General features: G+C 62.4%; 13 protein-coding genes. 10 read left to right on the top strand and 3 right to left on the bottom strand.

Annotation, left to right across the window (positions count from 1 at the left end):
- Positions 1 to 37 precede the first annotated feature (37 nt).
- The 7 genes from parE (at position 38) to arcC (ending at position 10,969) form a co-directional block, all read left to right on the top strand.
- On the top strand, positions 38 to 1,918 hold the full coding sequence (parE, locus tag JF545_RS07700) for a DNA topoisomerase IV subunit B (RefSeq protein ID WP_206941016.1): 1,881 nt from the start codon (positions 38 to 40) through the stop codon (positions 1,916 to 1,918).
- Positions 1,919 to 2,004: 86 nt separating this feature from the next.
- Entirely contained in the window at positions 2,005 to 4,266 is a 2,262-nt protein-coding gene (parC, locus tag JF545_RS07695) for a DNA topoisomerase IV subunit A (protein ID WP_206941014.1), read from the top strand.
- 64 nt (positions 4,267 to 4,330) lie between these two features.
- Positions 4,331 to 5,539, top strand: coding sequence for a phosphoserine phosphatase SerB (gene serB / locus JF545_RS07690; protein WP_206941012.1), 1,209 nt, complete (start codon positions 4,331 to 4,333; stop codon positions 5,537 to 5,539).
- A 542-nt stretch (positions 5,540 to 6,081) separates the two neighbouring features.
- Positions 6,082 to 7,509, top strand: coding sequence for an arginine-ornithine antiporter (arcD, locus tag JF545_RS07685; RefSeq protein WP_206941010.1), 1,428 nt, complete (start codon positions 6,082 to 6,084; stop codon positions 7,507 to 7,509).
- Positions 7,510 to 7,596: 87 nt separating this feature from the next.
- Complete coding sequence (gene arcA, locus JF545_RS07680; protein ID WP_206941008.1) at positions 7,597 to 8,853, top strand: arginine deiminase; 1,257 nt, start codon at positions 7,597 to 7,599, stop codon at positions 8,851 to 8,853.
- Between the two features lie 98 nt (positions 8,854 to 8,951).
- Positions 8,952 to 9,962, top strand: coding sequence for an ornithine carbamoyltransferase (locus tag JF545_RS07675; RefSeq protein ID WP_206941006.1), 1,011 nt, complete (start codon positions 8,952 to 8,954; stop codon positions 9,960 to 9,962).
- Positions 9,963 to 10,039: 77 nt separating this feature from the next.
- Positions 10,040 to 10,969, top strand: a complete 930-nt coding sequence (arcC, locus tag JF545_RS07670) for a carbamate kinase (RefSeq protein ID WP_206941004.1) — start codon at positions 10,040 to 10,042, stop codon at positions 10,967 to 10,969.
- A gap of 247 nt (positions 10,970 to 11,216) precedes the next feature.
- Here arcC and JF545_RS07665 read toward each other — a convergent pair whose 3' ends face one another.
- Positions 11,217 to 12,491, bottom strand: coding sequence for a glycerophosphodiester phosphodiesterase family protein (locus JF545_RS07665; protein ID WP_242520745.1), 1,275 nt, complete (start codon positions 12,489 to 12,491; stop codon positions 11,217 to 11,219).
- Between the two features lie 982 nt (positions 12,492 to 13,473).
- Here JF545_RS07665 and leuA point away from each other — a divergent pair.
- Entirely contained in the window at positions 13,474 to 15,180 is a 1,707-nt protein-coding gene (leuA, locus tag JF545_RS07660; protein WP_206941002.1) for a 2-isopropylmalate synthase, read from the top strand.
- A gap of 178 nt (positions 15,181 to 15,358) precedes the next feature.
- Here the strand turns inward: leuA and epmB are convergent, their stop codons facing one another.
- Positions 15,359 to 16,396, bottom strand: a complete 1,038-nt coding sequence (gene epmB / locus JF545_RS07655) for an EF-P beta-lysylation protein EpmB (RefSeq protein ID WP_206941000.1) — start codon at positions 16,394 to 16,396, stop codon at positions 15,359 to 15,361.
- 105 nt (positions 16,397 to 16,501) lie between these two features.
- Here epmB and efp point away from each other — a divergent pair, with 105 nt between their 5' ends.
- Together efp and epmA are read left to right on the top strand one after the other, a co-directional pair.
- A complete protein-coding gene (gene efp, locus JF545_RS07650) occupies positions 16,502 to 17,068 on the top strand; it encodes an elongation factor P (protein WP_206940998.1) in 567 nt (188 codons plus the stop codon).
- A 136-nt stretch (positions 17,069 to 17,204) separates the two neighbouring features.
- Positions 17,205 to 18,176, top strand: coding sequence for an EF-P lysine aminoacylase EpmA (gene epmA / locus JF545_RS07645; RefSeq protein ID WP_206940996.1), 972 nt, complete (start codon positions 17,205 to 17,207; stop codon positions 18,174 to 18,176).
- A 27-nt stretch (positions 18,177 to 18,203) separates the two neighbouring features.
- On the opposite strand, the gene asd is transcribed toward epmA, so the two are convergent.
- Positions 18,204 to 19,133 (bottom strand): archaetidylserine decarboxylase, encoded by a 930-nt coding sequence (gene asd, locus JF545_RS07640; protein WP_206940994.1) that lies wholly within the window; start codon positions 19,131 to 19,133, stop codon positions 18,204 to 18,206.
- Positions 19,134 to 19,223 lie beyond the last annotated feature (90 nt).

Below are 19,223 nucleotides of genomic sequence, written 5' to 3'. Positions count from 1 at the left end.
AAGAGACGATTCCAGTCATCCTGATGATGGACCACGCATGACCCAATACAGTGCCAGTTCGATCGAGGTGCTTTCCGGGCTGGAGCCCGTTCGCAAGCGCCCCGGCATGTACACCGACACCTCCCGCCCGAATCACCTGGTGCAGGAGGTCATCGACAACAGTGTCGACGAGGCCCTCGCCGAGCACGCCAACGAGATTCGCGTGGTGGTGCGCGATGATGGCGGTATCGAGGTGTCGGACAACGGTCGTGGCATGCCCATCGACGTGCACCCCGAGCACGGAGTGTCGGGGATCGAGCTGATCATGACGCGCCTGCACGCAGGCGGTAAGTTCTCCTCATCGAGCTATCGCTTTTCCGGCGGTCTTCACGGTGTCGGGGTATCCGTGGTCAACGCCCTGTCCAGGCGCCTGGAAGTGGAAGTGCTGCGCGATGGCGAGCGCCACGCCATGGCCTTCGAGCACGGCGACAAGGTCGAGGATCTACACGTCATCGGTACTGCGGCCAAGCGGGCCAAGGGCACGGTGGTGCGATTCTGGCCGGACGTCAGCTATTTCGATAGTCCCAATCTGGCCGTGGGCCGACTCAAGCACCTGCTGCGCGCCAAGGCAGTGCTGTGCCCCGGGCTCAAGGTGGAGCTGGTCGAGGCCGATGGCACCGCCACCACCTGGCAATTCGAGGACGGTCTGCGCGACTACCTGGCCCAGACCACGGACGGCTACGAGGTCCTGCCAAGCTCGCCCTTCGTCGGTCACTTTGCCGACGACGAGCAGGCGGTGGACTGGGCGATCCAGTGGCTTCCCGAGGGCGGCGACTCGTTGATGGAAAGCTACGTCAACCTGATCCCCACCGCCCAGGGTGGCACCCATGTGAATGGGTTGCGCTCCGGCCTGCTCGACGCGCTCAAGGAATTCTGCGAGTACCGCAGCCTGCTGCCCCGTGGCGTCAAGCTGACCGCCGAAGACCTGTGGGAGCGCGTCGCCTACGTGCTGTCGGTGAAGATGCTGGATCCGCAGTTCGCCGGACAGACCAAGGAGCGGCTGTCGTCGCGCACCGTGGCGGGCTTCGTGTCCGGGGTGGTCAAGGACGCCTTCTCGCTGTGGCTCAACCACCATGTGGATCAGGCAGAGGCCTTGGCGGAGCTGGTCATCAGCGCGGCTCAGCGGCGCCAGAAGAGCTCCAAGAAGGTGGCCCGCAAGAAGGTGACCTCTGGTCCTGCACTGCCCGGGAAGCTGGCCGACTGCAGCGGTCAGGACCCCGCCATGAGCGAGCTGTTCCTGGTCGAGGGCGACAGCGCCGGCGGCAGCGCCAAGCAGGCACGCAACCGCGAGACCCAGGCGATCCTGCCGCTGCGCGGCAAGATCCTTAATACCTGGGAGGTCGACTCCCATGATATCTACGGCTCCCAGGAGGTCCACGACATTGCCGTGGCCATCGGTGCCGACCCGGCCAGCGCCGACCTGTCCAAGCTGCGCTATCACAAGATCTGCATCCTCGCCGACGCTGACTCTGACGGGCTGCACATCGCCACGCTGCTGTGCGCGCTGTTCGTGCGCCACTTCCCCTCGCTGGTCGACGCCGGCCATGTGTTTGTCGCCATGCCGCCGCTGTACCGCATCGATCTGGGCAAGGAGGTCTTCTACGCCCTGGACGAGAGCGAGAAGGCCGCCATTCTGCGTTCTCTGGAAGGCAAGCGCGGGACACCCAATGTTCAGCGCTTCAAGGGCCTGGGTGAGATGAGTCCGCTGCAGCTGCGCGAGACGACCATGGCGCCAGAGACGCGCCGCCTGGTGCAGCTGACCCGGGAAGATGGCGACGGCACGCTGGAGATGATGGACATGCTGCTGGCCAAGAAGCGCGCCTCGGACCGCAAGAGCTGGCTTGAAGACTACGGCAACCTGGCCGATATCGACGTCTGATCCGGCCGAGGCAGAGCGGGCGGCGCCGGTTGCGCCTGGGAATACCATGTCGTCGCTTGCGGCGACCAGGATGAGAACGAGGGAACATGACTCTGGACATTGAGGTGGCGGAGGGCGACGTCGAGCGACTGTCCCTGCGCGAATACACCGAGAAGGCCTACCTCGACTATTCGATGTACGTCATTCTCGACCGGGCATTGCCCCATATTGGCGACGGCATGAAGCCGGTACAGCGGCGCATCGTCTACGCCATGCGTGAACTGTCGCTGAACGCCAATGCCAAGTACAAGAAGTCTGCGCGTACCGTCGGTGACGTGCTGGGTAAGTTTCATCCCCATGGCGATAGCGCCTGCTATGAAGCCATGGTGCTGATGGCGCAGCCGTTCAGCTATCGCTATCCGCTGGTCGATGGCCAGGGCAACTGGGGCAGCCCCGACGATCCCAAGTCCTTCGCGGCGATGCGCTACACCGAAGCCAGGCTGTCGAAGTTTGCCGAGGTCCTGCTCAGTGAGCTGGGTCAGGGCACCGTGGACTGGGCGCCCAACTTCGATGGCACCATGAATGAGCCAGTGGTGCTCCCGGCACGGCTGCCTCACGTGCTGCTCAATGGCGGCACCGGGATTGCCGTGGGTATGGCCACGGATATTCCGCCCCATAACGTGCGCGAGGTGGTCGAGGCCACCTGCCAGGTGCTGCGTAACCCCTCGGTGACGACGGCGGATCTGATGGCGCACTTGCCGGGACCGGACTTTCCCACCCAGGCGGAGATCATCACTCCCCGCGCCGATCTCAGAAAGATCTATGAAAGTGGCCGTGGCAGCGTCAAGATGCGCGCCCGCTACGAGTTCGACAAGGAAGAAAGCCAGGTCATCATCAACGCGCTGCCGTATCAGGTCAGCGGGGCCAAGGTGCTCGAGCAGATCGCTGCCCAGATGCAGGCCAAGAAGCTGCCGATGGTGGCCGACCTGCGCGATGAGTCCACCCATGAGGAGCCGACCCGTCTGGTGATCGAGCCCCGCTCCAATCGGGTCGACATCGAGGCGATGATGGCGCACCTGTTTGCCACCACCGACCTCGAGAAGAACGTCAGGGTCAACCTCAACGTGATCGGTCTCGACGGCCGTCCGCGGGTGATGCCACTGCCGGAGCTTTTGGGCGAATGGCTCGATTTCCGCCGTACCACGGTACGCCGGCGGTTGGAGCATCGGCTGGGCAAGGTGAACGATCGCCTGCACCTGCTGGAAGGTCTGTTGATCGCCTACCTCAATATCGATGAGGTGATCCGGATCATCCGTGAAGAGGATGAGCCCAAGAGCGCCCTGATCGAGGCCTTCGGTCTCAGCGACCGTCAGGCCGAGGCCATCCTGGAGCTGCGCCTGCGTCATCTGGCCAAGCTGGAGGAAATGAAGATCCGCACCGAGCAGAGTGAGCTCGAGGCGGAGCGCAAGCGGCTCGAGGAGCTGCTGGGCAGCGACGAGGCCATGACCGATCTGATCGAGCAGGAGCTCAGACAGGCGGCGGAAGAACACGGCGATGAGCGTCGCTCGCCCATCGTCGAGCGTGGCGAAGCCAAGGCGCTGTCCGAAGTCGAGCTGGTCGGTGCCGACCCGGTCACCGTGGTGCTGTCCGAGAAGGGCTGGATTCGCGCGGCCAAGGGCCACGATATCGATCCGGCTAGCTTGTCCTACAAGGCGGGAGATGCCTTCCATCTCGCCGCCCGGGGCAAGACCAACCAGCCGCTGGTACTGCTGGACGATACCGGCCGTGCCTACACCTTACCGGCCCATCAGTTGCCCAGCGCCCGTGGCCAGGGCGAACCGGTGACCGGCAAGGTCAACGTGGTGGCCGGTGCGCATATGGCCGGGGTCATGCTGGCACCCGGCGACTCCCGCTACCTGCTGGCCTCCGACGGCGGCTATGGCTTTGTTGCGCGACTCGAGGACCTGACCGGCAAGAATCGCTCCGGCAAGGCGGTGCTGTCACTGCCCAAGGGCTGCAACGTGCTGCCCCCGGTGGAGCTGCCGGCGGCCGAAGAGCTGACCGTGGCCACGGTATCCAACGAGGGGCGGCTGCTGCTGTTCCCGCTGGAGCAGTTGCCGGAGATGTCCAAGGGCAAGGGCAACAAGATGCTCGACATTCCTGGCGCCCGGGCCGCCCGGCGTGAAGAATTCGTGCGTGGACTGGTCGTGTTGGCCCCAGGAGATACCCTGGTGGTCCATGCTGGCAAACGTAAGCTATCGCTCAAGAATGGCGAACTCGACTACTATCGCGGCGAACGCGGGCGTCGGGGCAGCAAGCTGCCGCGCGGTCTGCAGAAGGTTGATCGGCTGGAGCGCGTCGAGGCCTGATCCTCGGTGGGGGTTCACGTTGTCGCCACCCCATACAAGGCGGTGAGGTTACAGGACAGACTACATGACCAGAAGAATCTTGATGCGTGCCACCGGCCAGGCTCGTCCTGGCCAGCTGGCCGGACTTGGCAAGGCGCTGGCCCGCAGCGGGGCAAGACTTCTCGATATCAACCAAAGCGTGACCTTTGGCATCGTCTCGCTGGAGGCCCTGGTGGCGCTGGATCACGAGGCGGACCTGGAAGGTGCGCTGGCCCACACCGGCGACGAGCTCGGGCTCGATGTGCAGGCAATCCAGATCAGCGCCGAGGAGTACCATCGCTGGAGCCAGACCGCGGGTCAGCCGCGCTGGATCATGACCTTGCTGGCGCCGCGACTGCCTGCCGGCATCCTGGCCGAAGTGGGGGCGCTGACGGCAGAGCATGGCCTGACGGTGGAGTTGATGCATCGCCTGTCCGGACGCGAGCCGCTGGACGGCGAGGCACCGGCCCAGGGCAGCTGCGTCGAATGCTGGCTGCGCGGCGAACAGATCGATCTCGAGTCGCTGCGCGAGAAGGCCCTGGCCCTGGGCGCGGCCCACGGGGTGGATATCGCGCTGCAGGAAGACTCGATCTGGCGTACTCACCGTCGTCTGGTGTGTTTCGACATGGATTCGACCCTGATCAAGGCCGAGGTCATCGATGAGCTGGCCAGGCGTCACGGTGTCTATGACGAAGTGGCGGAGGTCACCGAGCGGGCCATGCGCGGTGAGCTGGACTTCCAGGAGAGCTTCCGCGAACGCATGTCCAAGCTCAAGGGGCTGGATGAGTCCGTGCTGGCCGAGATCGCCGCTGAGCTGCCGTTAATGGACGGCGTCGAGACACTGATGGCTCAGCTTAAGCGCTTGGGCTATCGCACCGCTATCCTGTCCGGTGGCTTTACCTACTTCGCGCGCTATCTCCAGCAACGCCTAGGCTTCGATGAAATCCACGCCAATGAGCTGGTCATCGAGAACGGCAAGGTCACCGGTGAGGTGCGTGAGCCGATTGTGGACGCCGATCGCAAGGCGCTGTTGCTGCGCGAGATCGCCCAGCGCGAGGGCATCTCCATGGAGCAGACCATCGCCGTGGGAGATGGTGCCAACGATCTCAAGATGCTGGCGGCAGCCGGCCTGGGAATTGCCTTCAGGGCCAAGCCCATGGTCAGAGCCCAGGCGAGACAGAGTATCTCGACCCTTGGTCTTGATGCCGTGCTGTACCTGATCGGCTATCGCCAGGCGGATTTGGAGCAAGACTGACCGGCCAAGACTGACCGGCCAAGACTGACCGGCCAAGACTGATCGGCCAAGACTGACCGGAAAGGACATCACGCTGGATGGGGCACCATGCCAGCACACTCGAAAGGGGAGTCTTCGGACTCCTCTTTTTCGTTTTTCCTGTGCTTTCTCCCTGCGTGTTCGCCGTGTCTCGGTGCGTTCTCGTATGCTCTGCGCGTTCTCTCATGCTGTGTGTTGTTCTGTTTACGACTTCTTTTGGGCGGCTTTCTGGTGCAGGTGTCTCTTTTTATGGCGTCCTGAGGCAGAGGAGTGGACGTTCGTGAAAGTGCTCAATACTTGACCCAAGTGGTGGTCACATGAGGTGGCTATCGTTGCCGTCCAGGCATGCAGATCAATGATGGGTTGCGGAGCCGCATTTCATGATCGATGTCGAATAAATTCGTCTTACTTCACGCTGTTGATACGAGTCACCGAAGAAGGGAATACCTCGGTTTGGGGCGTTATCGCGGAGAAAAAAGAGCGTAGGCTGAATCGGCAAACTTTTTTCCTGCGAGGAAGCCTCGATGGAAACACCCAGACATAAGCTCGGGCTTTGTGCACTGCTTGCGCTGGTCGTTGGTTCGATGATTGGTGGAGGAATCTTTTCACTGCCGCAAAACATGGCGGCAAGTGCATCTCCTGGAGCGATGCTGATCGGATGGAGTATTACGGCGGTCGGCATGTTGGCGCTGGTGTTCGTCTTTCAGACGCTGGCCAATCGAAAGCCGGAACTGGATGCCGGTATCTATGCCTACGCCAAGGCGGGGTTCGGTGACTACCTTGGTTTCTCTTCTGCCTGGGGCTACTGGATCAGCGCCTGGCTCGGAAATGTCAGTTATTTCGTTCTTCTTTTCAGTACCCTCGGTTTCTTCTTTCCCGCTTTCGGTGATGGCAATACGCCGCTCGCGGTGCTGTGCGCCTCAATGCTGCTATGGAGCGTTCACTGGCTTGTCTCGAGGGGCATTCAGCAGGCGGCATATATCAATATCGTGACCACCGTCGCCAAGGTGGTTCCGCTGGTGATGTTCATCGTGCTGGCGTCGATTGGGTTTCGGCTGGACGTCTTTACTCTGGATATCTGGGGGCAGGCCAACCCTGATCTTGGCAACGTGATGGATCAGGTGCGCAACATGATGCTGGTGACGGTGTGGGTGTTCATCGGCGTCGAGGGCGCGAGCATCTATTCCTCGAAGGCTCGGGAACGTCGCGATGTGGGGCGGGCCACTGTGCTCGGCTTTCTCGGTGTACTGCTGCTGTTGGTCATGGTCAACGTCCTGTCCATGGGCATCATGTCCCAGCCTGAACTCGCGGGTCTTAAGAACCCTTCCATGGCGCTGGTACTCAGCCATGTGGTGGGTCCCTGGGGGGGATACCTGATCAGCGCAGGCTTGGCGATCTCGCTATTGGGAGCCTTGCTGTCGTGGACGCTACTGTGCGCCGAGATACTTCGTGCCGCTTCCAGTGACGGCACCATGCCCGCGGCCTTGAGCAGGGAAAACGTCAACAAGGTGCCGGTCAAAGCGCTATGGCTATCCAATGGCCTGATCCAGGTGTTTCTTCTGCTCACGCTGCTCAGCGAGTCGACCTATCTCAGTCTCTTGTATCTCGCCAGCTCGATGATTCTGGTGCCTTACCTATGGTCCGCTGCCTATGCCCTCATGCTGACGTTGAAGGGCGAGGGGTACGAGGGCTCCCCGGAAGATCGCCTGAAGGATGCTTTCATCAGTGGCTTGGCCACGCTGTATGCCCTTTGGCTTCTGTATGCGGGAGGTATCCAGTATCTGCTGCTCTCGGCGCTTCTCTACACGCCAGGCGCGATCCTGTTTATCTGGGCTAAGCGTGAGCGCGGTGAGGCCGTCTTCAAGCGCTACGAGATGATCATTTTTATGGCGACTGTCGGTGCTTTTGCCTTGGCAGTAGCAGGTCTTTATCAGGGGTGGTTAAGCCTCTAGGGGGAGTCGAATAGAGTAGGTGAAAGAGGTTCTGGAGAGTGACTTTCTGATACGAATTCCCTTGTTTATAGGGGAAGGAGAAAAGCGATGAAGACAGGCGGTTATCGATTGGGTGTGTACTCGGAAGTGGGTAAGCTTCGCAAGGTCATGGTGTGTTCACCGGGGCTTGCTCACCTCAGGCTGACGCCCAGTAATTGCGACGAGCTGTTATTCGATGATGTGCTCTGGACCAATCAGGCGAAGCGTGATCATTTCGACTTCGTGACCAAGATGCGTGAGCGTGATGTCGAAGTGCTCGAGATGCACAATCTGCTGACCGAAACACTGGAAAATCGTGACGCGGTGCGCTGGGTTCTGGACCGCAAGATCACCTCCAACCTGGTCGGCCATGGGCTTGCGGATGAAGTTCGCGCCTGGCTGACCGACCTTGAGCCTCGGCGTCTAGCCGACTTTCTGATCGGCGGGGTGTCCTGGGCCGATATCACCGAGAGTCATGGTGGCGAGACCCTCAAGACCTTCCGTGACTACCTGGGGCGCTCGAGCTTTGTGCTGCCGCCGTTGCCCAACACCCTGTTCACTCGCGATACCACCTGCTGGATTTACGGTGGCGTCACCCTCAACCCCATGTACTGGCCAGCCAGGCGCCAGGAAACCTTGCTGACGTCAGCCATCTATCGCTTCAACCCGAGGTTTGTCGGCGCCGACTTCAAGGTGTGGTACGGCAACCCTGATCAGGACCACGGTGCTGCAACGCTGGAAGGTGGCGATGTCATGCCGGTGGGCAACGGCGTCGTGTTGATCGGTATGGGGGAGCGTACCTCGCATCAGGCTATCGGCCAGGTGGCCAGCGCCTTGTTCCGGGCGGGTGAAGCCGAACGGGTCATCGTGGCGGGCTTGCCGCGTTCTCGTGCCGCGATGCATCTGGATACGGTGTTCAGCTTCTGTGATCGCGATCTGGTCACGGTCTTCCCGGAGGTGGTCAAGGATATCGTGCCGTTCAGCCTGCGCCCGGACGAGAGCAAGCCCAGTGGCATCGACGTGCGACGCGAGAATCAAGGCTTCATCGAGGTCGTGGCCGAGGCCCTTGGTCTGCCCAAGCTGCGTGTGGTGGAGACCGGCGGCGACAGCTACGAGGCCGAGCGCGAGCAGTGGGATGACGGCAACAATGTGGTCGCCCTCGAGCCCGGTGTGGTGGTCGGCTATGACCGTAATACCTACACCAACACCTTGCTGCGCAAGGCGGGCGTCGAGGTCATCACCATCAGTGCCAGCGAACTGGGGCGCGGACGTGGTGGCGGTCACTGCATGACCTGCCCCATTTCCCGCGATGCCGTCGACTACTGATACCGGCTTGTGACGTCGACCGCTGACGTCAGCGGAACCGTCTTTTTCTCTTTTGGCTTCCCATCGACGGCTGCCAGGCAGCCGTCAAGGAGACACTCATGGCGTTCAACATCCACCATCGTCACCTGCTGTCACTGATGCATCACTCCGAGCGCGAGCTGCGCTACCTGCTGGACCTGTCTCGTGATCTCAAGCGCGCCAAGTACAGCGGCTGCGAGACCCAGCGGCTGAAGGGCAAGAACATTGCGCTGATCTTCGAGAAGACCTCCACCCGTACCCGCTGTGCGTTTGAAGTGGCCGCCTATGACCAGGGCGCCAATGTGACCTACATCGACCCGACCTCGTCCCAGATCGGTCACAAGGAGTCCATGCGTGATACCGCTCGGGTCCTGGGACGCATGTATGACGCCATCGAGTATCGCGGCTTCAGCCAGGAGGTGGTGGAGGAGCTGGCGGCCTTCTCTGGGGTGCCGGTCTACAACGGGCTGACCGATGAGTACCACCCGACCCAGATGATCGCTGACGTGCTGACCATGCGTGAGCACGCGGAGAAGCCGCTGCACGAGATCTCCTTCGCCTATCTGGGGGATGCGCGCAACAACATGGGCAACTCGCTGCTGCTGATCGGCGCCAAGCTGGGCATGGACGTGCGTATCGCCGCGCCAAGGGCGCTCTGGCCGGATGAAGAGCACCTGGCCAACTGTCGTCGCTTTGCCGAGCAGAGTGGGGCACGACTCTGCCTGACCGAAGATCCTCAGGAAGCGGTCAAGGGCGTCGACTTCATACACACCGATGTGTGGGTCTCCATGGGTGAGCCGGTGGAGGCCTGGGCCGAGCGCATCGACCAGCTGCTGCCCTATCAGGTCAACCAGGCCTTGCTGGCGGCGTCGGGCAACCCCCGGGTCAAGTTCATGCACTGTCTGCCCGCCTTCCACAACTGCGACACCAAGGTGGGGCGTCAGGTCGCCGAGCAGTATCCGGTCCTTAAGAACGGTATTGAAGTCACCGAGGAGGTGTTCGAATCCCCGGCCTGCATTGCCTTCGAGCAGGCGGAAAACCGCATGCACACCATCAAGGCGGTAATGGTGTCGACGCTGGGAGATGTGTGAGTCGCTGGCGTCGATGTTGGGCTGAACCTGGCGAGTGGCCTGGTGCCGCTCGCCAACCTGAACCGGGAGAGTAGCGTATGCGTATCACCATAGCGCTTGGCGGTAATGCACTGCTGCGACGAGGCGAAGTCATGAATGGGGACGCCCAGCGCGCCAACATTCGTATCGCCTGTGAGCAGATCGCACGGGTGGCGCCGGGCAACGAGTTGATCATTGCCCACGGCAACGGCCCTCAGGTCGGGCTGCTGGCCCTGCAGGGGGCGGCCTATGACGAGGACAATGCCTTCCCGCTGGATGTGCTGGGGGCCGAGACCGAGGGCATGATCGGCTACATGATCGAGCAGGAGCTGGGCAATCTGTTGCCTGGCGACGTGCCGTTCGCCTCGCTGTTGACTCAGGTGGAAGTCGATGCCGCTGACCCGGCCTTTGCTCATCCTACCAAGCCGATCGGTCCCATCTACTCGAAGGAAGAGGCCAGCCGTCTGGCGGAGCTCAAGGGCTGGGCCATGGCCAAGGACGGTGATCATTATCGCCGGGTGGTGCCGAGTCCCAGGCCCAAAAGGATCTTCGAGATTCGCCCACTGCGCTGGCTTCTCGAGCGGGGCACGGTGGTGATCTGTGCCGGCGGCGGTGGGATTCCCACCGTGTACGCTGAGGACGGCAAGCTTCAGGGCATCGAGGCCGTCATCGACAAGGACATGTGCTCGTCGCTGCTGTCTCGAGAGCTCGCCAGTGATCTGCTGATCATCGCCACGGATGTTGACGGTGTCTATCTGGATTGGGGAACGCCCCAGAGCCGGCGGGTGGCGGAGGCCGATCCTGACAGCCTGGAAGCGCTCGACTTCGCTAGCGGGTCCATGGGCCCCAAGGTGCAGGCGGCCTGTGAGTTTGTGCGAGCCAGCGGCAAGACGGCGGTGATCGGAGCACTCGCTGATATCGAGGCCATCGTGGCGGGACGTGCCGGCACCCGCATTACTGCTGAGGCGCAGGGCTTGTCCTTCGCCTGAATGGCTTGCCGCAAGGGAGTGCCCCTGGCTGGTGACGGACTTGGCGAGATGGCAGTGCCGCTGGTGGTCCCCTCGTCTGAGGGGGGCTGGGTACCGCCGATGGGGGAGCGCCGCAGCCAGGCAGGGTCGTTAGGATGGAACCCTCGGAATGGCGTTAGGGGCGCCAACGCCACGGAAGGCGTTCTGGCCGGGTGGCTTGCCACCCGGCCGTTTTTACGTGGTGGGCGCTAATCTTCTTGCCGAGAGCCTAGGGCGCCAGCTCGTCCGCCATGCAGTTGGCGTACAGGGTGACCGCCGCGGGCCAGTCCGAGAACACTGCCTTGACGCCGATATCCCTGGCCATGACGTCCAGCGCGACCATCTTGTCGCCATCGTTGTCTACCACGTCATCAATGGTCTGGTGGTACCAGGCGCCATCCCGGGTCAAGGGTGCCGAGCGCTCAAAGGACCAGGCGACCAGTTCAAGTCCCGCCTGCTTGGCCTCTTCGGCGTAGACCGATGGCACGATGGGCTTGTCAGGGTCGTCGCCGGCGGCCAGCAGCATCCACATCGGCGGGGCCAGAATCTTGACGCCCATATCCGCCAGCTCCTGCATGGACGGTTGCCAGGTGCTGGGGTCGGTCACGTCAAAGCCTTCCACGTCATAGCGGTCGTCCAGATAGACGGCGGTATCTCCAAACTCGGTGTTATCGACCCAGTAGCGCACGTCGTCCAGCAGGAATGACTGCGGAAAGACGTCGGCTGGCGCCACGCCTGCCTCGGCGTACTCATCGAGCAGCTTCTGCGCGTAGTCCTGCTGGCTCATGCCGTCGAAGGGCATCTCCACGCTAGGCGTCTTCAGCTCCGGCGTCATCTTGACCCCGAGCTGCTGGAACAGCGCGATGCTTTCGGCATGGCTCATCAGGGTGCCGCGATCGGCGTAGAGCTCTGTGCGCCAGCGGGGGTTGCCAGCCAGATAGGCTTCCAGGGTGTCGGCACTGGTGTCGACGCCATCCATGCGTCCTTCCAGGGTCTTGAACTCGGCCAGGGTGATATCGCTGGTACAACACTGGATATCGCTGGCGTTGCTCAGGGTGCCATCGGCATTGAAGGCTGGCGGCACGCTGCACTGGCTGGCCAGTTCGGTTTCCAGAATGTTGGTGGTGCCATGCAGGTCACACTGGGAGTGGCGGCACACCAGCTCCTTGTCTTCGGTGAAGGCCACGTCACACTCGAGCACCCCTGCACCCATTCTTGCCGCCGCCAGGTAGGACTCTTTCGTGTGCTCCGGGAACATGAGAGGCGCACCGCGATGGCCAATCGAAAAGTCGCTGGGCTCAAGCTGGTCCAGGGACGACGCACACTGCTGAAGTGTGGCCTTGAGCTCGGCGGACTGAGCGTTGTCCTCATCCATGTCGTCGATCAGGAAGTAGGGCCGCGGGCCGACGCTGACCGGTAGAGAGGTCGATGCGCTGGTGGAGTCGGATGCTGCCACCGCCGAGGAAGACAGGGCCATCGTCAGCAGGCTGATGCCAACGCTCAAGCACAGGGCTGTGCTCAGAACGGCGTGACGGGGCCTGTGGGGACTGCGGTCCTGGGGGGCGGTTGGTGTGCGATATCGCGTAATAGCAAGTGGGGTGCTGTGGTTCAGCGCAACCATCTTGTGTCTCCAGCAGTGTAGGAATGACGTGGGGGATTGAATGGCCTTGGGTGCGAGGCGTGGCGTCCCGAAATCGTCCAGATAGGGTGTAGGGACCGTAAAGCCGCGGCCGGGAGACAACCGGTGGCGTGCCGCCTTGTCCGTGGCTTGCGGGCCTATCGGGACCTGTGACCTAACACCTACTCTAGACGCCGTAGAGGACAAATGCGTGACAGTGAGATAGGGCAGCAAATCAGCAGAAAAGCGTCGTTCGCGCGTACCGCTGGCGCCGCTTCTGCGAGGGATGGCAGGGGGCTTGGCCGCTGCGTTGCAGGCAGGGTCATTCAGGCGAATGGTTGACAAGGGCAGCCAAGACTGATTTTCTAGGTGCATGAACATGACACTTCGACTCCTCGACCTACGACTACTACTACGCGTGTAAATGCGCGTGGCGATGGCGCCTGCCCTGGCTCTTCCCGAGCCGCCTTCATCGCCTGGAGCTTGTTGCCAAGAGTTAGTCGAATCGAGGTTGAACCATGTTAGTCAGTGTCTCTTACCCCTCCACGAATCGCCCCGGCACCGACCGCCCAGCCCTCGATAGCGTTGGTATGGATCGTCCTGTGATGGATCAGCATGCCCCTGCTCGCTCAGGTGCCTGTGCTCGTCATGAGCCGAGGATCGTCACGGTATGTGTGGGTGCCGATATTGATGTCACTGCGCTACGACTTATGACGCCCCGCTCTCCTTTGGTGAGCGGGGCGTCGCCGTTTATGCCTGGCCACAGCCCATAAGGCGCACGTCAGGCCTGCCAACAATAGCTCGACAATACCGCGAGCAAGATCGTACCAACGATCGCTAGACACAGCCCGTATCCGGAGAATTCGCCATGATGCTCAACGATCCTTCCAGCAAGTACCGTCCCTTCGTCGCCGTGGACCTGCCTGATCGGCAGTGGCCCAACCAGCGTATCGAGGCCGCGCCGAAGTGGTGCAGCGTCGACCTGCGCGACGGTAATCAGGCCTTGATCGATCCGATGGACCAGGAACGCAAGCAGCGTTTCTTTGACCTGCTGCTGAAGATTGGCTTCAAGGAAATCGAAGTGGGTTTCCCGTCAGCGTCCCAGACTGACTTCGACTTCGTGCGCAGCCTGATCGAAGACAACAAGGTGCCGGACGATGTGACCATTCAGGTGCTGACTCAGGCACGTCCGCACTTGATCGAGCGCACCTTCGAGGCCCTGAAGGGCGCCAAGAAGGCTATCGTGCACGTGTACAACGCCACGGATCCGGTATTCCGTCGTGTGGTGTTCAACGTCAACAAGGCCGAGTGCATCCAGATTGCGGTTGACGCCACCACCCAGATTCGCGACCTGATGAAGGCGGCGCCCGACACCCAGTGGACCTTCCAGTATTCACCGGAGCTGTTCACCACCACCGAGATGGACTTTGCTGTTGAAGTCGTCAATGCGGTGCGCGAGACCTACGGTGCAAGCGCCGACAACAAGATGATCGTCAACCTGCCGGCGACGGTAGAGTGCGCGACCCCCAATAACTATGCCGATCAGATCGAGTGGTTCTGCCGCAATGTCGAGCACCGTGATCACCTGATCGTCAGCGTGCATCCCCACAATGACCGGGGAACCGGCGTGGCTGCCGCTGAACTGACGGTGATGGCTGGCGCCGACCGGGTCGAAGGCACCCTGTTCGGCAACGGCGAGCGTACCGGTAATGTCGACATCGTCACCCTGGCGATGAACCTCTACACCCAGGGTGTGCATCCGGGGCTCGATTTCTCGAACATCACCCCGATCATGCGCGAGGTCGAGCACTGCAACCAGCTGCCGGTGCATCCGCGCCACCCCTACGTGGGTGATCTGGTGTTCACGGCCTTCTCCGGCTCTCACCAGGACGCCATCAAGAAAGGCATGGCGCTGCGCAAGGAAAACCCTGACAGCGTCTGGGAAGTGCCCTACCTGCCCATCGACCCGTTGGACGTGGGCCGCAGCTACGAAGCGGTGATCCGCGTCAACAGCCAGTCCGGCAAGGGCGGCGTCAGCTACCTGCTCGAGCAGGAGCACGGCATCGAACTGCCGCGCCGGCTGTCCATGGAGTTCAGCCTGGTGGTGCAGGAGGTGGCCGATCGGGTCGGCAAGGAGATTACCTCGGCGATGATCTACCAGACCTTCGTCGACGAGTACCTGGCCAAGACCGAGCCCTACAGCCTGGTCAGTCACCGTCTGTCGTCCGAGCCGGACAGTCCGACGGTGATGCTTGAGGCCTGCATTGCCAAGGACGGTCAGCGCCACACCATCAGCGGTGAGGGCAATGGCCCCCTGGCGGCCTTCGTCAAGGCATTGCGCGGTGAGGGCCATGACATCGAAATCATCGATTATCACGAGCACTCCCGTGGCCAGGGCGCCGACGCAGAAGCCATCGCCTACGTTGAAGTGCGGGTGAAGGGAGAAGCCGTGTTTGGGGTAGGTACCGACGAGAGCATCACCAGTGCCTCGATCAAGGGGGTGATGAGTGCGGTGAACCGCTGCCTGTCTACCGAGGAGGTGGCACCCAACGTCACCGCCGATAGCGTGGCCTAAGCCTAAGCGCCGCCAGGCGCGATGACGAGGCCCCCGCCGCAGCTTCCCTGCGGCGGGGGCCTTTTCCTTGGCCCGGGCACTGGCGCCCGGGTGTCACCGATCCCCGTTCCTTGCTCTTCTCCCTTCTCGCTTTCCTCGCTTTCCTCGCTTTCCTTTCCGTTCGCTTTTTCTCTTGTTATTACAGCGGTGTCTTGCTGGCCTCGCCGGGTATCTCACGCACCAGCGTTGGCATGAGGAAGCCGGGGAGTCGAGTGCGTAGCTCATCGACCAGGGCATCGGCCCGCGGGTCACTGACATCGAAATGGGCGGCGCCGACCACGGGATCGAAGGCATGCAGGTAGTAGGGCAGGATACCCGCCTCGAACAGCCGTTCTGACAAGGCCTCCAGGGCATCGACCGAGTCGTTCACGCCCTTCAGGATCACGCTCTGGTTGAGCAGGGTGACGCCGCTTCGAGCCAGTCGCTGGCAGGCGCGAATCACCGCGTCGTCGATCTCGTTGGCGTGGTTGATATGCAGCACCATTACCTTCTGCAGGCGCGTCTTGCCAAGCCAGTCGAGCAGCGGTCCGTCGACCCGATCGGGGATCACTACCGGCAGCCGGGTGTGCATCCGGAGGCGCTTGAGATGGCTGATGGCGTCCAGCCGTTCGACCAGCCAGGACAGTTGGCGGTCACTGGCGGCCAGGGGATCGCCGCCGGACAGAATGGCCTCTCGCAGGCTGACATCGTCGCGCAGGTAGTCGAGGGTATCGTCCCACTGAGAGCGTGAAGGCGCATTGTCCTGATAGGGAAAATGGCGACGGAAGCAGTAGCGGCAGTTGACCGCGCAGGCGGGACTGGTGATGAGCAGTACCCGGCCAGCGTACTTGTGGATCAGTCCGCGTCTGGCGGTGTGCTGCGCCTCCTGCAGCGGGTCCGTGACGTAGCCTGATGGCGTCGACTGTTCGTCGGACAGGGGCAGTACCTGGCGCAACAGGGGGTCCTGCGGGTCAGCGTGACGCATTCTGGCGGCAAAGGCCTCGGGAACGCGCACCTCGAACAGGGCGTGGCCGGCCTCGGCGCCAGGCACCAGGCTGGCATCCAGGCCAAGGCGGCGGCATAGCTCGGCAGGGTCGCGAATGGCTCCGGCCAGCTGGCGCTGCCAGCCACCGGGGGCGGGAAGGTCCGGCTCATCCGGGGCAGAGCAATGCAAAAGCGACGGGCTTCGGGTTATCATGCGGGCCATCCATCGATAGGCGCGAGGGGCTGGCCCTCGTGGAATGTCAGTCGTGTGCCGACCGGGGCCGATGGCCGGGACGGGCACCAAAAGGGAACAGATTTCATGGCGAACTATTCTACCAACGAATTCAAGGGCGGTCTGAAGGTGATGCTCGACGGCGACCCCTGCGCCATCGTCGAGAACGAATACGTGAAGCCCGGCAAGGGCCAGGCCTTCAACCGCGTCAAGCTGCGCAATCTGATGACTGGCCGCGTGTGGGAGCGTACCTTCAAGTCCGGCGACTCCCTGGAAAGCGCCGATGTCATGGATCTGGACATGGAGTACCTGTACACCGACGGTGACATGTGGCACTTCATGAAGACCGATGGTTCCTTCGAGCAGTATGCGGTGGAGAAGAAGGCACTGGGTGACAGCGACAAGTGGCTCAAGGAGCAGGTGGTTTACACCATTACCCTGTGGAACGACAACGCCATCTCCGTTACCCCGCCCAACTTCATCGAGCTGGAAGTGGTCGAGACCGATCCGGGCCTGAAGGGCGATACGGCCCAGGGCGGTTCCAAGCCGGCGACGCTGTCCTCTGGTGCGGTGGTCCGCGTGCCGCTGTTCATCAACCAGGGCGAAGTGCTGAAGATCGATACCCGCAAGGGCGAGTACGTCTCCCGCGCCTGAGGCGGGGCGAACGCCGTCGATCGACAGCAGCGATCGATTGCAGCGATCGATTGCAGTGATCGATTGCAGTGATCGATAGCTAAACGAGGGCCACGCGATCGCGTGGCCCTTCGTCTTTTACCCAAGGTAGGCAAGCATGAACGATTGGCAACCTTCCGCCACGCTAGACACGCTGCGGCGCCGTGCGGCTCTGCTGGCAAGGGTGCGTGCGTTCTTTACCGAGCGTGATGTGCTGGAAGTGGAGACGCCTATCCTGGGGCATGCTGGCAGTACCGATGTGCACCTGGCCTCGTTGTCCTGCCAGGCCCGCACTCCCGCGGGTGCTGAAACGCTGTGGCTGCAGACATCACCAGAATTCCATATGAAGCGTTTGCTGGCGGCAGGGGCAGGCCCTGTCTTTCAGATTGCCCGCAGCTTCCGTGATGGTGAAGTCGGGCGGCGTCATAACATCGAATTCAGCATGCTCGAGTGGTATCGCCCTGGCTGGTCACTGGATCAACTGATCGAGGAGACCCAGCAGCTGATTCGCACCCTGCTGCCAGACGATCCTGGCCCTACCCAGCGTCATCGATACCGAGCGCTGTTTGCACGTGAGCTGTCGATCGATCCCTTCGTGGTCGAGCTGGATGCACTGCGCAGGCTGGCCTCCGCGACCGGCGGACTGGACATGAGCACGGCGGAGCGCGATGACTGCCTGGACCTGCTGATGAGCCTGGTCATCGAGCCGACGCTTGGCCGCGACGGCATCGATGTAGTGCTGGACTATCCGGCGAGCCAGGCAGCCCTGGCCAGGCGCCATCGGGATCCCGAGGATGGCGCCTGGGTCGCCTCACGCTTCGAGGTGTACCTGCAGGGACTCGAACTGGCCAACGGCTACGATGAGCTGACTGATGCTCAGGAGCAGCGAGCGCGCTTTGCCGAAGACAATCGCGCTCGAGCCCAGGCGGGCTTGCCGGAGGTGGATGTCGACCAGCGCCTGTTGGCGGCCCTGGAGGCCGGTATGCCCGAGGGCAGCGGTGTAGCCCTGGGCCTCGACCGGCTGATTCAGCTGGCGCTCGGCAAGTCGCGTATTGATGAGGTCATGGCCTTTGCCACGCCCCGGTGCTGACCGGGGCCACTGCCACTTCCCTTAGTATCATTCAGCGCCGTCTGTTGCCGCGCCGGGCTGGTCCTCTGCCTTCGCCTCGCTGGCGTCTTGCGGTGCTGGAGTTGCCTGCTGACCGGGGTGTGCCCCCAGGCGCTGACCCATGCGAACCGGTACGGCGTTGCCCCCTTTGCCGCTCAGGGCGTCGAAGTCGACCTTTTCGGCAAAGGCCATCACCACCGTGGAGCCCAGCTTGAAACGCCCCATTTCCGCACCTTTTTCCAGATGTACCGGGCGGTCGAAGCGTATGCGTTCGACTCGGCCGGACTGAGGCGTAACCTGGCCTGCCCAGACGGTCTCGATGGCGGCGACGATCATCGCCCCGACCAGGACCATCACCATCGGCCCCTGCTCGGTATCGAAATGACAAACCAGGCGCTCGTTGCGTGCAAACAGGCCAGGCACGTGGCGGGTGGTAGCGTCATTGACCGAGAACAGCCGTCCAGGGACGTAGACCATCTCGGTCAGGGTGCCCGCCAGCGGCATGTGCACGCGATGGTAGTCCTTGGGAGACAGATACACGGTGGCGAAGCTACCGTCCTGATAGCGCGCTGCGGACAGCGGATCGCCCCCCAGCAGCTCGGAGACGCTGAAGCGATGCCCCTTGGCCTGCACCAGGCGACCACGATCAATGGCGCCCCACTGTGACAGCGTGCCGTCGGCGGGACACAGCAGTCCGTCCTCCAGCGGGCGAGCGTCGGCGGTCAGCGCTCGGGTGAAGAAGGCGTTGAAGCTTGGGTAGACACCAGGATCGCTCTCGACGGCCTGGCTCATGTCGACGTTGAAGCGCTTGATGAAGGCACGGATCAACAGGTTCTTGAGCCAGCCGATACGGCAGTCGGCGAGACGACCCACCAGCCTGGACAGCAGGTGTTGGGGGATCGGGTACTGGATCAGGGCAAACAGCTTGGCGAGGGTCACGAAATGACGGCTCCGGATAAACGGGTTGGAACAGGCTCAGGCCACCGTGGCGGTGAGCCTGAGCGTGTGAGACGTGCGGGTGGCTCTGGC

This window comes from Halomonas litopenaei (genome assembly GCF_017303055.1).
GTDB lineage: Bacteria > Pseudomonadota > Gammaproteobacteria > Pseudomonadales > Halomonadaceae > Halomonas > Halomonas litopenaei_A.
This window is presented reverse-complemented; position numbering and strand designations above follow the sequence as displayed.